The organism is Prochlorococcus sp. MIT 1341, from assembly GCF_034092415.1.
GTDB lineage: Bacteria > Cyanobacteriota > Cyanobacteriia > PCC-6307 > Cyanobiaceae > AG-363-P08.
Window position 1 is genome coordinate 862,956 of sequence record NZ_CP139304.1, and the last position, 13,280, is coordinate 876,235.

17 protein-coding genes are annotated in these 13,280 nt (G+C 43.4%); 8 read left to right on the forward strand and 9 right to left on the reverse strand.

Annotation, left to right across the window (positions count from 1 at the left end; translation table 11 throughout):
- Positions 1–120: 120 nt before the first annotated feature.
- Complete coding sequence (gene mtnP / locus SOI84_RS04370; RefSeq protein WP_320675187.1) at positions 121–1,020, forward strand: S-methyl-5'-thioadenosine phosphorylase; 900 nt, start codon at positions 121–123, stop codon at positions 1,018–1,020.
- A 235-nt stretch (positions 1,021–1,255) separates the two neighbouring features.
- Here mtnP and SOI84_RS04375 read toward each other — a convergent pair whose 3' ends face one another.
- The 6 genes from SOI84_RS04375 to SOI84_RS04400 all read right to left on the reverse strand — a co-directional run bounded on the left by SOI84_RS04375 (position 1,256) and on the right by SOI84_RS04400 (position 3,476).
- A complete protein-coding gene (locus SOI84_RS04375; protein WP_320675188.1) occupies positions 1,256–1,453 on the reverse strand; it encodes a photosystem II reaction center protein J in 198 nt (65 codons plus the stop codon).
- Between the two features lie 15 nt (positions 1,454–1,468).
- On the reverse strand, positions 1,469–1,588 hold the full coding sequence (locus SOI84_RS04380; protein ID WP_320675189.1) for a photosystem II reaction center protein L: 120 nt from the start codon (positions 1,586–1,588) through the stop codon (positions 1,469–1,471).
- Positions 1,589–1,603: 15 nt separating this feature from the next.
- Entirely contained in the window at positions 1,604–1,744 is a 141-nt protein-coding gene (gene psbF, locus SOI84_RS04385) for a cytochrome b559 subunit beta (protein WP_320675190.1), read from the reverse strand.
- A 4-nt stretch (positions 1,745–1,748) separates the two neighbouring features.
- Positions 1,749–1,997, reverse strand: coding sequence for a cytochrome b559 subunit alpha (gene psbE, locus SOI84_RS04390; protein ID WP_320675191.1), 249 nt, complete (start codon positions 1,995–1,997; stop codon positions 1,749–1,751).
- A 103-nt stretch (positions 1,998–2,100) separates the two neighbouring features.
- Positions 2,101–3,108, reverse strand: coding sequence for a photosynthesis system II assembly factor Ycf48 (locus tag SOI84_RS04395; RefSeq protein ID WP_320675192.1), 1,008 nt, complete (start codon positions 3,106–3,108; stop codon positions 2,101–2,103).
- 14 nt (positions 3,109–3,122) lie between these two features.
- Positions 3,123–3,476 (reverse strand): rubredoxin, encoded by a 354-nt coding sequence (locus SOI84_RS04400; protein WP_320675354.1) that lies wholly within the window; start codon positions 3,474–3,476, stop codon positions 3,123–3,125.
- A gap of 153 nt (positions 3,477–3,629) precedes the next feature.
- On the opposite strand from SOI84_RS04400, the gene SOI84_RS04405 reads away from it, so the two are divergent.
- Genes SOI84_RS04405 through SOI84_RS04415 form a run of 3 tightly spaced genes read left to right on the forward strand, consistent with a single transcriptional unit; the run spans position 3,630 to position 5,298 of the window.
- On the forward strand, positions 3,630–3,992 hold the full coding sequence (locus SOI84_RS04405) for an NAD(P)H-quinone oxidoreductase subunit 3 (protein WP_320675193.1): 363 nt from the start codon (positions 3,630–3,632) through the stop codon (positions 3,990–3,992).
- Between the two features lie 3 nt (positions 3,993–3,995).
- Positions 3,996–4,745 carry an NADH dehydrogenase subunit K gene (locus tag SOI84_RS04410; protein WP_320675194.1) on the forward strand — a complete coding sequence of 250 codons (750 nt, stop codon included), beginning with the start codon at positions 3,996–3,998 and terminating at the stop codon, positions 4,743–4,745.
- Positions 4,738–5,298, forward strand: coding sequence for an NAD(P)H-quinone oxidoreductase subunit J (locus tag SOI84_RS04415; protein WP_320675195.1), 561 nt, complete (start codon positions 4,738–4,740; stop codon positions 5,296–5,298). Before SOI84_RS04410 ends, SOI84_RS04415 begins: the two co-directional genes overlap by 8 nt.
- On the opposite strand, the gene SOI84_RS04420 is transcribed toward SOI84_RS04415, so the two are convergent.
- On the reverse strand, positions 5,295–6,737 hold the full coding sequence (locus tag SOI84_RS04420) for a gluconeogenesis factor YvcK family protein (RefSeq protein ID WP_320675196.1): 1,443 nt from the start codon (positions 6,735–6,737) through the stop codon (positions 5,295–5,297). The two genes, SOI84_RS04415 and SOI84_RS04420, sit on opposite strands and share 4 nt — an antisense overlap.
- A 153-nt stretch (positions 6,738–6,890) precedes the next feature.
- Between SOI84_RS04420 and SOI84_RS04425 the strand changes: the two genes are divergently transcribed.
- Positions 6,891–7,634 carry an ABC transporter ATP-binding protein gene (locus SOI84_RS04425; protein ID WP_320675355.1) on the forward strand — a complete coding sequence of 248 codons (744 nt, stop codon included), beginning with the start codon at positions 6,891–6,893 and terminating at the stop codon, positions 7,632–7,634.
- Between the two features lie 5 nt (positions 7,635–7,639).
- Positions 7,640–8,461, forward strand: coding sequence for an MlaD family protein (locus tag SOI84_RS04430; RefSeq protein WP_320675197.1), 822 nt, complete (start codon positions 7,640–7,642; stop codon positions 8,459–8,461).
- A gap of 56 nt (positions 8,462–8,517) precedes the next feature.
- On the opposite strand, the gene bchD is transcribed toward SOI84_RS04430, so the two are convergent.
- Entirely contained in the window at positions 8,518–10,668 is a 2,151-nt protein-coding gene (gene bchD, locus SOI84_RS04435) for a magnesium chelatase ATPase subunit D (protein WP_320675356.1), read from the reverse strand.
- A 48-nt stretch (positions 10,669–10,716) separates the two neighbouring features.
- Between bchD and folK the strand changes: the two genes are divergently transcribed.
- Entirely contained in the window at positions 10,717–11,298 is a 582-nt protein-coding gene (gene folK, locus SOI84_RS04440) for a 2-amino-4-hydroxy-6-hydroxymethyldihydropteridine diphosphokinase (protein ID WP_320675198.1), read from the forward strand.
- A gap of 66 nt (positions 11,299–11,364) precedes the next feature.
- Positions 11,365–11,925 carry an NUDIX hydrolase gene (locus tag SOI84_RS04445; protein WP_320675199.1) on the forward strand — a complete coding sequence of 187 codons (561 nt, stop codon included), beginning with the start codon at positions 11,365–11,367 and terminating at the stop codon, positions 11,923–11,925.
- Positions 11,926–12,023: 98 nt separating this feature from the next.
- Here SOI84_RS04445 and SOI84_RS04450 read toward each other — a convergent pair whose 3' ends face one another.
- Entirely contained in the window at positions 12,024–13,244 is a 1,221-nt protein-coding gene (locus tag SOI84_RS04450; protein ID WP_320675200.1) for a DegT/DnrJ/EryC1/StrS family aminotransferase, read from the reverse strand.
- Positions 13,245–13,280: the final 36 nt, after the last annotated feature.

A 13,280-nucleotide genomic window follows, 5' to 3' on the forward strand; every position in this document is an offset into this window, starting at 1 on the left:
ACAAATTAATATTTTAAGGGCAGGAAATAAGACACCATCGATAAGTTTTCAATTCAATGAAATCTCTGATTAAGACTATTCTCAAATAGCTATTATTACTAACGAGCTGTAATTACTTATTTGACCTTCTCATCTATTCCAGATCTCAGCCAAGCTCGTTTAGGAGTTCTTGGAGGCAGTGGCCTCTACAACATGGAAGGATTAGAAAATGTAAAGGAGATAAAAATAAAAACCCCCTTTGGAGAACCCTCTGATCTTATTAGATTAGGCAACCTAGGGGGGATAGAAGTCGTTTTCCTTGCACGGCATGGGAGAAATCACAGTTTCACACCAACAGAAGTGCCATATCAGGCAAACATATGGGCAATGAAATCCTTGAACGTCAGGTGGATAATTTCCCCCTCAGCAGTTGGATCCCTTCAAGAGCAAGTAAGGCCACTAGATATAGTTATCCCAGACCAATTTATAGATCGAACTCATCAAAGGCCACTAACTTTCTTTGGGGGAGGGGCAGTGGCGCATGTATCCATGGCAGATCCATTTTGCAATACCCTCTCAAGACTTGTTGCCGAAGCAGGTGAATCATTGATGCCAGAAGGAAGACAATTGCATAGAGGTGGAACTTATTTAGCAATGGAAGGCCCTGCATTCTCAACAAGAGCAGAATCAAACCTTTATCGCAGTTGGGGATGCACGGTAATTGGCATGACTAATCACACTGAAGCCCGTCTCGCAAGAGAAGCTGAAATCGCTTACTCATCTCTCGCAATGTCAACAGATTATGACTGCTGGAATTCAGAACAAGCCAATGTCACTGTAGAACAAGTCATAGAAAACCTAAAAGCTAATGCAAAAGTTGCTACTGCAATCGTTCAGGCCAGCGCGCAGAAAGTAGGTGAACTAAGGCCAAAAAGTGCTGCACATAATGCTTTAAAGGATGGCCTAATGACAACCAAGGGAAAAGTCCCAGAGAAAACTAAGGAAAAGCTTTATTTATTAACGAAGCCTTATTGGGGGTAAGATTAAACCCTAACTAATAAGCGGGAAAATATTTAACTTTTTAAAAGCGTAGATTAAAAAAACACCAAGAGGATATATCAAATACCCAACTTGGCGGATTTTTATGCTTTTAGGACTATGTATTGAAATAGGCAAAACATCAATAAGGTTATTGAATAATATTTAAAGAGAATTTTCTATAAAGAAAATACTTTAAATCCTTTGCAATTTCGAGCCTTGGTAAAACAATGAGAGCTTAGGCTGAGCCAACTCCTGTATAGGAACCATAAAAGAAGATTCCTAGAACAAAGAAGACAGCAACTCCACCTGCCGTAGCAACTAGCCAAAGAGGTAATACCCCTTCAGTCCATCTACGCTCCCATGAAACAGCTGGACGTCCATCTGGAAGACGATCTGGAATGCGTCCGTCTGGTCCCTTCAGTTTTGCACTCATGGTTTTTCAGAAAAATCAGTTGAAGAAATAGCTGGAGAACAACACCCCCATGACGAAAACCAACAACAACCCTAAATAAAGGCTTGTGCGGTTTAACTCAACCGGAAGGTTGTTTGGATTCGGGTTGACTTGCATCTTGAGTAAAAGTGATCAGCGACGAATGAACTGCATAGCAGCAATGGCCCCAATGAAGAAGACCGTTGGAATTGCTAAGGCATGCACGGCAAGCCACCGAACAGTAAAGATCGGGTACGACCGTGGTGAAACAAGAGGTGTAGAAGATTGGGACATGGCTTTATTTCAGGCGCAGGTCGAGTTGGGACTTGGATTCAAAGCGTTGGCTCACTACTGGAGCTTTGCTTTCAGAAGCCTGGAAATAGGCATCTGGTCTTGGTGTACCAAAGACGTCATAAGCAAGACCTGTGGAAACGAACAGGAATCCTGCAAGGAAAATTGAAGGGAGCGTAACCGCATGGATGATCCAATAACGGACGCTAGTGATGATTTCGAAAAAAGGGCGTTCCCCGGTTGAGCCGGCAGCCATAGACTCACGCGTATCAGCCTAGTGATCCTATAGGGCTAAACCCTCTGACTGTGAGATGAAACGCGTCATGGTTACAGAGCGTTGTGGATTAGACGAAAAAAAATCACCCAGCCCAGCGCAATAAATGGCCACGTTCCCCTAGCACAAAGCCTTTTGGCTGATTCTCGGTACGGTTATCAAAAATTACACGAAGCAAATTTGTGGGCTGAATATCTCCCACAGGGTCCACCTCCCAAGTGTCACCTCCATCATTACTAACCAAAAGAGTTCCATTGCCGCCTGCTGCCCAGATAAAACCTTGTGAATCCCAAGCCAAATCAAGATAGTTATACCCATTGGTTATGGGAATAATGGGCTTCCTCCAACTTTCAACATCTCCAGGCTGATCATTAAGGCGAATTTCTGCCCCCTGTGAAAGCATCCAAAGATCTCCTCCTGGTTGGAAGCCCATACTTTGTACTCTTTTGCTACTTGCACGTTGATGAGGAGCCCAAGCATTTTCGCCTGGATCCAAAGTCGCAAAGAAATTGCCCAAGCTACTAACACTTACAAAACTGCCATCGGGACCTCGCCTCAGATCTCTTACGCCCCCTTCAGCATCATTAACCCTGGCTTCCCAATTGGCACCTGCATCTGTTGTTCGATAAACAGCCCCTGCGGTAGTTGCAAGTTCAGCAGAGTCTGCGCCAATAGAAGCTATCAGGAATGGATCTCCTGGGAGCTGATCCCCAAGCAACAATCGAGTCCAATTGCTCCCAGAATCACTTGTATGTAAAACAAGACCAGGCTGTCCGGCAATCCATCCTTCCTCTCCTTCAAAGTCAATACTGATCAAGCGAAAGTTCTCTCCTTCTGGGAGTTCTAGCTTTCGTTCTTCCCAGGTCTTACCAGCATCAGTTGTTTCTAAAATAAGACGATTAGTTCCAACAAGGAAGCCATGCTCAGCATCAATAAAACTTAAATCGAGAGGGTTTGCCTCAGTTTCTAATTGAATCTCAGCCCAGGGACTGGAACTTGCTATAGGGAGTCTGGTAGTCACACAACCACTCAATACAAAACCAAGTGAAACAACTAGACAGACATTAATAAGGCTTGATAAAAGGCGTTTCATAAAACTCAATTGAATCACCGCAAGGAATAAAGGGAAAGGAAAAAAGAGACCACCAAAGCAAGGCCGCCAAAAATCAAAACATTTTTTTGCCCCGAAGTAAGACTATTAGCTCCGAAACCATAATTGAGATTTTCTGCAAACCCACTCGGCTGTTCTCGTGATCCAATGTCTTTAAAAGCAGTTGTGCTTGACCTGCAAACAGGGCATCGAAAGGTATTTGGATCAAGATCTAAGAAGGGAGTGCCTTTGACGATGCCAAACTTTTTAATCCCCTCATCAGGATCATAGATATAACCACAGTCTCTACACTCGAAACGATGAGTAACTGAAGCATCTAATGACCCTCTGGAATTGCCAAATTCAATCAATTTTTTGTTGAGAGCAGCGTCACCTGTCTCTTCAGGTGGTCTGTCTGCTGATGTCCTGATCTGATCGCTCACCTCTCCTCCAATAGACGTTATAACTCTATCTAGGAAACCGTTTGCATTTAATGCAAGACTAATAAAGTATCAACCCTCTTTATGTTTGTTCTACCCGGTTACGATGCTTTTCTAGGCTTTTTGCTGATTTCAGCAGCTGTACCAATTCTTGCATTAGTAACCAATAAGCTGCTATCACCAAAAAGCAGAACAGGAGAAAGAGAACTGACTTATGAGTCAGGGATGGAACCAATAGGTGGAGCTTGGATCCAGTTCAATATTCGGTATTACATGTTTGCCTTGGTTTTCGTGATATTCGATGTAGAAACCGTCTTCCTATATCCCTGGGCCGTAGCATTTCACAAACTAGGCCTACTAGCCTTTATCGAAGCACTTATTTTTATTGCCATTCTTGTTATGGCACTTGCATATGCATGGCGCAAAGGCGCTCTCGAATGGACCTAACAGATGGCAAAAATCACTCCTTCAATAAACACCGCCCGTGAACTTCGAGCGGCAACCTGCAGCCCTTTAAGCACTCCACAAATAACTAGTGAGCTTAGTGAAAACATCATTCTTACAAGCTTGGATGATTTACACAATTGGGCTCGACTAAGCAGTCTATGGCCACTGCTATATGGCACCGCATGCTGCTTCATAGAGTTTGCTGCTCTCATTGGTTCAAGGTTTGACTTTGATCGTTTCGGATTAGTCCCAAGAAGTTCACCTAGACAAGCAGACCTTCTAATAGTTGCAGGGACTGTAACTATGAAGATGGCGCCTGCACTAGTTAGGCTTTACGAGCAAATGCCAGAACCAAAGTATGTAATTGCAATGGGTGCTTGCACGATTACTGGTGGGATGTTCAGTGCTGACTCCACAACAGCTGTTAGAGGAGTAGATAAATTAATCCCGGTAGACCTTTATTTACCAGGCTGTCCCCCAAGACCAGAAGCCATATTTGATGCCGTGATCAAACTTCGCAAAAAAGTTGGGAATGAATCAATTGTGGAACGTGAAAGGATGAATCAAACCCATAGATATTTTACTGTTAGTCATAAAATGAAAACGGTAGAATCACAAATAACAGGTGCATACTTAAAAGCAGAGAGTCAGAAGCCCCCCTTACATGCCAGCACTCTAGAAGAACTGGAGTTTGAAGAAGATATTTCTAAGGATCTCCTTAAAAAGCCATCAAATAAAACAAGTCATGAGTGAAAATTCAATCGAAAATGCAAACCAAGAAAATGTCCCAGTTGGCCCTCAGCCAGGTCCAGTCAGCAATTGGCTAACAAGCCAAGGTCTTGAAAATACCCCTCTTGAACCCGATAATCTTGGAATAGAAGTAATAGCAGTAAATCCATACTCTCTGTCTGATGTTGCCTCCTCATTAAAAGCAAATGGGTTTGATTATTTACAGTGTCAAGGGGGCTATGACGAAGGGCCTGGGATGAATCTTGTTTGCTTCTACCATTTAATTGCAATGAGTGAAATTATTAATAAAGACTCCTCTTCAGATAAAGGTCAAAAACTTCGTGAAGTTCGTTTAAAAGTTTTCTTAGCTAGAGACTCAGACCTTACTTTACCTAGCCTATACAACCTTTTCCGCGGTTCTGATTGGCAAGAACGAGAAACTTTCGATATGTTTGGCATTAACTTTGATGGCCACCCTCATCCAAAGAGATTGTTGATGCCAGAAGACTGGGAAGGATGGCCCCTTAGGAAAGACTACGTGCAGCCAGATTTCTACGAAATGCAAGATGCTTACTAAAAGTCTCTTTTGTTATTTCTAAAAAAACGCATTACTGCAATTGAAAGACTTTTAGGGTCATGGCGCAGGGTTGCTGTAGGCCTCGCTCCCTGAAGAGAAGCCTCCATAACTTCATATCCCTGCCGAAGCAGACTTTCCTTATCACATTTGACTGGTTCTGCCCCTCTAGCCCGGTAATGGTCCACTAAAGCTGAAGGGCCTAAAGCATCTTGAGCAAGAACTGCGCCAAAAAGACGTTGAGTAATTCCCAAACTTGCTAACTGAGCCTCAATAGCCCTCAAATGGCCTTCGACATTTAAACCATCTGTTTCTCCTGGCTGTGACATCAGATTGCAGATATACAATTTCGGCGCACTACTACGTTGTATTGCTTGCACTAATTCTGGAACAAGCAAATTTGGCAATAGCGAAGTATATAAACTTCCTGGTCCCAATAAAATAAGTTCTGCATTAGATATAGCTTCTACTGCGGTAGGCAAAGCAGGTGGCCTCTCAGGTATACAGCCAAGTCGAACTATTGGACTTGGCGCATTACCGATTGCTGTTTCCCCTTCTAATCTCTGTCCATTTTCTAATTCAGCCCAAAGTCTTACATCCACATTTGTTGCAGGAACAACCTGACCTTGAACTGCTAGCAATCGGCTAGAAGCTGAAATAGCAGTTTCCAAGCTTCCAGTAATTGAGGTTAAAGCCGATAAAAAAAGATTTCCAAAACTATGTCCATCCAAAACCCCCCGTGAAGAAAATCGATATTGAAAAAGCCTTGTCATCAATGGCTCCTCCGTAGATAAAGCCGCCAAACAATTTCTAATGTCACCTGGCGGTTGAACCCCTAGTTCCCTCCTAAGGACACCACTACTCCCCCCGTCATCAGCAACAGTAACTATCGCAGTAATGTTGCTACTAAACCTCTTCAGCCCCTTTAACAAGGTCGAAAGGCCAGTGCCCCCTCCAATAGCAACAATATTTGGCCCTCGGTTTAGTTTGCTCTTAGCACGAAGTGCATCAACAAGAACAGTACTTTTATCTGGCACTAACGCCCGCTGAATAGAGCCAAAACTTCTACTCTGTCCCCATAACAAAAGGCCTGCCCCGAATATCAGGACAATTGGTCCAGTGATACTCCTTGGTAAAACCTTGGTAATTGCGGCTAAAACCAAGCTCAAAGTTTCAATCATCCAATAAATAGGCTTTAGGTCTGCCCAAATAGCCGCGCCAAGAAGAGCCAATAAAAGCCCCATACCAGAAGTCAACATCCATCTCTTTACAACCAAGCCAGGCAGCAGCCAACTAATAGCTCTACGTGATCTAGATAAAAGGTCTCTTTTCTGCGAATTCCTAAGGGTTTGGTCACGCCGTCTTTTAAGACGCTGCTTTCGAAGGCGGCGTTGCGCATTTGCGGCGCGAGAGTCTGAGATAGGTGTTTTCGGCGAGGTCAATTTTTTTTTAGAGGGGGCAACTCAGACGGAGATGACAACACAACTCTAAGAAGGCTTACAGAGTTGGACATTCAAGGCAAGATGTCTATATATACCAATAGAGCTGATCTAGTGACTGAAGCCATCCCTGTGGTGGAGATGCGAAACCTATCAATGCAATGGGGTCCATCCCCAGTACTTGATGACGTCAACCTTGAATTAAGACCTGGAGAAAGATTGGCAATAGTTGGGCCATCTGGAAGTGGAAAATCTACTGTTTTGCGATTACTGGCAGGACTCTTGCTACCCACAAAAGGGGAGCTAACTTTGTTTGGCAAAAGGCAGGAGTACCTAAGGCTGGACCAAAGCGCCCCGCCTGATGTGCGCCTCGTGTTTCAGAATCCTGCTCTCCTAGGTTCTCTAACAGTAGAAGAGAATGTTGGATTTATTTTGATGAGAGGAGGGCGTCTCAAATCTAACGAGATCAAGGACAGGGTATATGAATGCCTTGAGGCAGTAGGGCTTTATGACGTCGCAGATCAACATCCTGGACAACTAAGTGGAGGCATGCAAAAACGAGTGAGTTTTGCTAGAGCACTTTTGAACTCCTCAAATACAAATGACAAGATCAAACCATTGATGCTGTATGACGAACCAACTGCTGGACTAGATCCAGTGGCATCCACACGCATTGAGGACCTAATAGTAAAGACAACAACAGTCGCAAAAGGTTGTTCAATTGTGGTCAGCCATGTAAAAAGCACTATTGAGCGTTGCGCAGAAAATGTAATGATCCTTTATGACGGGAAGTTTCAATGGGGGGGTAGCATTCAAGAATTTAGGACAACTAGTAATCCTTATATCCAACAGTTCCGCACAGGCAGCCTGAACGGTCCAATGAAACATCTAGAGCATTAATTCAAATGAAACGCAGTATTCGAGATGCTCTTGTTGGCTTCTCTTTAGTAGGAGCAATAGTTTCCTTCGCAGGTATCTATTCATGGATGAATTCAGTTAGACTGGGTTCGAAAGGCTGGCATGTAATTGCTAAGTTCCCAGACGCTAGTGGCCTCTCAGAACGTTCACCAGTAACTTATAGAGGGATAGTAATAGGAACTGTAAGTAAGATTCGCGTCACAAATAAAACAGTCTTGGCAACTTTAGAGATAGACCATAGTGAGCTTCAGCTACCTTTACCAGTTTTCGCGACCGTCTCAAGAGGCTCATTACTAGGTGGTGATTCACAAGTTTCATTAATAAGCAATGGAACCTTAAAGAGTCCACCTGCAGCAATGCCATTCTCAAGTGATTGCCAAAAAACTAAAATGCTTTGCAACGGCCAATATATCCCTGGAGAGCCAGCGTCGAGTCTTGCAACAGTCACAAAGTCATTAGAGAGAATTCTTAAAGACGCAGAGCAAAAAAAGGTTATTGAAGATGTTGATGAGTTAATTCAACGCCTAAAAGAAGAGCTTACAAGAGCTGTCCCGATAATAGAAAACTTAAGCAATGCCACTAATCACATAAATAATGTTGTTTCATCACTGGACAATCCAAAAACAATTAGCGAATTACAAGCAACAGTAAGTAGTGCAAAATCTCTTACTGAAAAAATTGATTCCTTTGGCAGTGATCTAGAAACCTTAACTGGAGACCCACAATTTGTAGATTCAGTTAGAAAGGTAACGATTGGCTTAGGGGAATTCTTCAACGAGTTATATCCCTATGAAACAAGAACGAAATAATAATTTAATCGATTAGTTTAAAATAAATTAAATCAATTTAAATCATAGTCTAAATATTATTTAACCTCTCCAATCGCATCCATAGCAATTGCAGCTATTGCTTGATCACTAGCCTTGGGTAATTGAACATATTTCCCGCCTGCCGCCTCTGCGACATCTTTCCCCATGCCGCTTGCTATAAATTTTGGCTCAGTATCAATTACCAGAAGTTGTATACCAATACTACGATAGCGACTTGCAACATCTAAAACCTCCTGCTTGAGATCAACAGGCTCATCGCCTTCCATTTTCGGCTGTCCCAAAGAAGTTCCTAAAGGCACATTCCCTCTCCCATCTGTAATTGCAACCACAATTACTTGCGCGAGATCCCCTGTGGCCAATGCATTAGCCCCCACCCTCGCTGCTTGTGTAAGCCCATGAGCAAGTGGGGAACCACCGCCACAAGGCATTACTTCTAGTCTTCTTTTCGCCGCTGTTATGGATCTAGTTGGAGGAAGTAACACCTCAGCCTGATCTCCCCTAAAAGGAATAAGAGCAACCTCATCTCGATTTTCATAAGCTTCAGTAAGCAAACGAATTACAGCTCCTTTCGCTCCTTGCATGCGGTTCAAGGCCATCGATCCACTTGCGTCGACCAGAAAAACGACCAGAGAACCAGCCTTCCTTTGGAGCAACTTGGAGCGTAGATCTCCTTCCTCAACAATTACTTTACGCTCAGGCTGCCTAGCACGACGAGCTTTCTGGTATGGCGCAGCTGCCCGCAAAGTTGCATCTACGGCTATACGTTTAACAGGACCTCTAGGGATTATTGGCTTGACATAGCGACCCCTATTCTCACTAAGAACTGCTGAACGGCTACCGCTATTCCCACTTTTTGACTTTGCAGATGAAAACAACAACAAATCAGAATCAATCATCACTGCTTCGGGGTCCAACATGAACTCCTCTGGCACAGGTGGACTCTGATCTTGGGGTGACTCATCCTCTTCACTCTCATTATCTTCATCAGTCGGATCTTCCTCTTCTTGATCTGTTGGTGGAGGGGGTTGTTGTTGTTCCTCAGGAGGAGGAGGATCCATTTGATCTTGCTCTGGAGGTAACTGCAATGCCCTCGGGGCAATTACCAGTCGAACAGCAACCTTTAGGTCTTCTGCATCAACCTCGTCCCTACCACTTAATGCAGCATGAGCCTTCGCCACCCGAACTGCATACAACTCTGATCGATGGCCTTCAACCCCACCTCTCATAGCCTCATTCACCAAATATTCAATTTGAGAAGTAGCAATTTGGACATCTGGCAACCATTGTCGAGCTATTAAAAGCTGTGTTGCCAATGCTTCTGTTTCTTCCGACCATTTCGCAGCAAAACTTTCACTGCACTGACCATGAGCTAAAACAGCCTCGGTAATCTCAACTCGTTGTTCATTGGTGATGATTTGATCAGCCGACAGGGCAATCGCAAATCGATCAAGCAAATGATCCCTTACCGCTCCTTCTTCAGGGTTATAGGTTGCCATGAGGAGTGGCCTGCATGGGTGAGAAAGACTTAATCCCTCTCGCTCTACGCGATTTTCACCGGCCCCTACAGCTGCGAGCATTAAATTCACAATCCCATCGTCCAACAAATTCAATTCATCGACATAGAGAACACCTCTATGCGCTTCTGCAAGCAAACCTGGCTGAAAGACAGGGGTTCCACTCGCTAGAGAAGCTGTTACGTCTACTGCACCTACCAGCCTGTCTTCAGTTACTCCAATGGGAACCTGAACAAAGGGCGCAGAAACAACTTTTTTAGGTACATTTTCAATAAACTCTTCTTTTTCGTTTATTTCTCCAAACATCTCAACCAACCTCTTCTGGGTTACTTCATCCCATTCTTCAGGCATATTTGGAGCAAGATTCATGCCCCAAGAACGCGTCTGGTTGTTCTCTTTAGAAATATCTCCTTGTAAACCCAGGTCAAGCACCTCAATAGGAGGTAGCAAAGCATGCAACCCCCTTGCTAAAACTGATTTCCCAGTCCCTCTACCCCCAGCAATGATGACTCCCCCCAAGCCAGGGTCTACAGCTGCGAGAAGCAAAGCAAGCTTCAAAGTGCCATGACCAGTGACCGCAGCAAGTGGAAATGATCGATGAGCTATTTCCTTCGCCAAATCTTCATTAGCTCGTGATGTATTAATAGTGGGAGCAGGTCCACTCGCAACCATGGGTATTAATCGTTCAATCAATTATCTCCTACTCTCGCTGATCAAGGCATGTCTTCACTAGATCCAGACCCTCCAAGAACTCTTGCTGTAGCACTGGGAGCAAACCTTCCAAGCAAAATAGGGCTCCCAAAACAAACATTAATAGCCGTAAGACCAAAGCTTGAAAAAACGATTAAAGAATGGTCCTTTGTAGAACTTCAGACAGTAAAAAATATTGAAGATACTAATGAGGGCATACGTTTTCGCTGGTCACCCTTATTTGAAACTGATCCAATTGGTGGGCCCAAGGAGCAGCCAAATTATGTAAATGCTGTAGTAGTTATTGATGGTCCAAAGTTGTGGGATCTAAAACCCAGCAAAAATTCAGCCCTTGCATTACTAGATAGATTTCTAAACCTTGAACAAGAATTTGGGAGACAACGCCAAGATGCTGATATTAAATGGGGGCCACGAGCTCTAGATCTTGATTTATTGGCCTGGGGAGGGCTCCAAGTGAAAGCTGATGCTCTAACGCTGCCTCATCCAAGATTGCTTGAACGCAGTTTCGTTGTTGTCCCTTTAGCAGCCGCAATTACAGAAGGCACCCACCCCCCTCGCAGGCTGAATTCAGTTCCTGGCTGGAATGAGTAAAATTCTTCTAGAAAAGTTTTACCAAAACACCCTTAAAAAGCTTCTTACAGCACAAAGCAATCTCAAATGAGCCGATTACCCCCCATAGAGCCCTCAAAACTTCTAAAAAAGATCTCTTTTTTGGATGCTCCAAAATTTCGTTTTGAAATAAATCAATTTCAATTACCTATTGGGTTGAAAGGAGAATTTGGCCTAATCCGACACCCAGGGGCATCATTAGCTGTACCTATCACCTCTGATGGGGAAGTAATTATTCTTCGTCAATATCGATTTGCAGTTTCAAGACGCCTTCTCGAATTTCCTGCAGGAACGCTTGAACAAGGAGAGGCCCCCTTGACAACAATGAAACGTGAATTAGCAGAGGAGTCTGGATATTCCTCTGCTAATTGGCTCTCAATTGGAGAAATGCTTCCCTGCCCGGGATATTCAGATGAAGTAATTCACCTTTTTCTTGCTCGTGATCTCGAAAAATTAAGTGAGCGTCCCAAAGGTGATGAAGACGAGGATCTTGAAGTTCTTAAAATGGCTCCACAAGATCTTGACTCACTTATAAATAGTGGGAATGAAGCTCTTGATGGAAAAACCGTCACAGCATGGTTTAGAGCAAAAGAAATACTTCACTTGTAAGTGATCAACTAGAAGTTAATTTTCAGCAAAGTTAATAAAAGTATAGTTCTGAAGTTATCTCTCCCAAAGAGTTTTAACTGACAATCAGAAAGAACTACTTACAATAAAGTTACACTATTTGAGAAGCCTCTAATTAGATTACCAAATTCAGAAATCACTTTATCCTGCTGATCAATCGGCAATTCAGGAAAGATTGGCAAGCTTAGCACTTGTGAGCACAATCTCTCAGTAATTGGCAATGTCCCCGTGATATAGCTAAGGCTTCCATAAGCTGGCTGTAGGTGAATCGGAATTGGATAATAAATAATTGTATTAACACCTAAATTCTGAAGTTTCTGTTTAAATAAATCACGGAATCGTGATCTAGAAGAAAAATCTAAATCAATTTTATTTGAAGTCTCTACATCTAATTCCTTAATTGCGGAAGCATCTGAAGGCCCCTTAATTTGTACCACGAACTGATTCCAAGCATGGCGGCCATCTTGGGAATGAACCTCGCAAGGTAGAGAAACGTTCGGGAAGTTCTTTAATGATTCTCGATATCTACATGCAATCGCCTCACGTCTTCTAACCCAACTATCAAGCATTGGAAGTTTTATGTTCAGGACAGCCGCTTGAAGCGCGTCAAGCCGACTGTTGTAGCCCAACTCAGAATGAAAATAGCGTTTCGGCATCCCATGAACTGCCAACTGACGCATCCTTTGAGCCAATTGCGCATCTTTAGTAGTTGCAGCACCTGCATCTCCAGCAGCTCCTAAGTTTTTCGTCGGGAAAAAACTAAAACAACCAACATCTCCCCAACTACCTACAGGCTTATTTTTCCAAGCAGCACCAGCAGCCTGAGCACAATCCTCAACGACTTTTAGGTCATACTGATTTGCGAGTTTCATCAATCGCTCCATATTGACTGGGCGACCAAACAAATGAACCGGCAAAATGGCAGCTGTAGCAGGGTTTATAACTTCCTCAATCTTGTCAATATCAATTAAATATGTTTCAGGGTCAACATCTACAAAAACAGGTTTTGCTCCGACATTACTAATTGCTTCAGCCGTAGCAAAAAAACTAAAAGAAGTTGTTATCACTTCATCACCTGTACCAATATTTAAAGCTCTTAAAGCTAAAACAAGTGCATCAGTTCCGCTGTTGCAGCCAACCGCAAAAGGCACACCAAGTGATGTCGCAAATAAATTTTCAAAGCTCTCAACTTCTGGTCCACCAATGTACTGACCACTTTGTAAAACCCGTAAAACTGCTGATTCCAATTCAGGCGCAAGATCAGCTAATTGCTTGGAGAGACTAAATGGAGGTACGTTCATAGGAAGCACCTTAAATGGTGCAGTGATTCCTTCAAA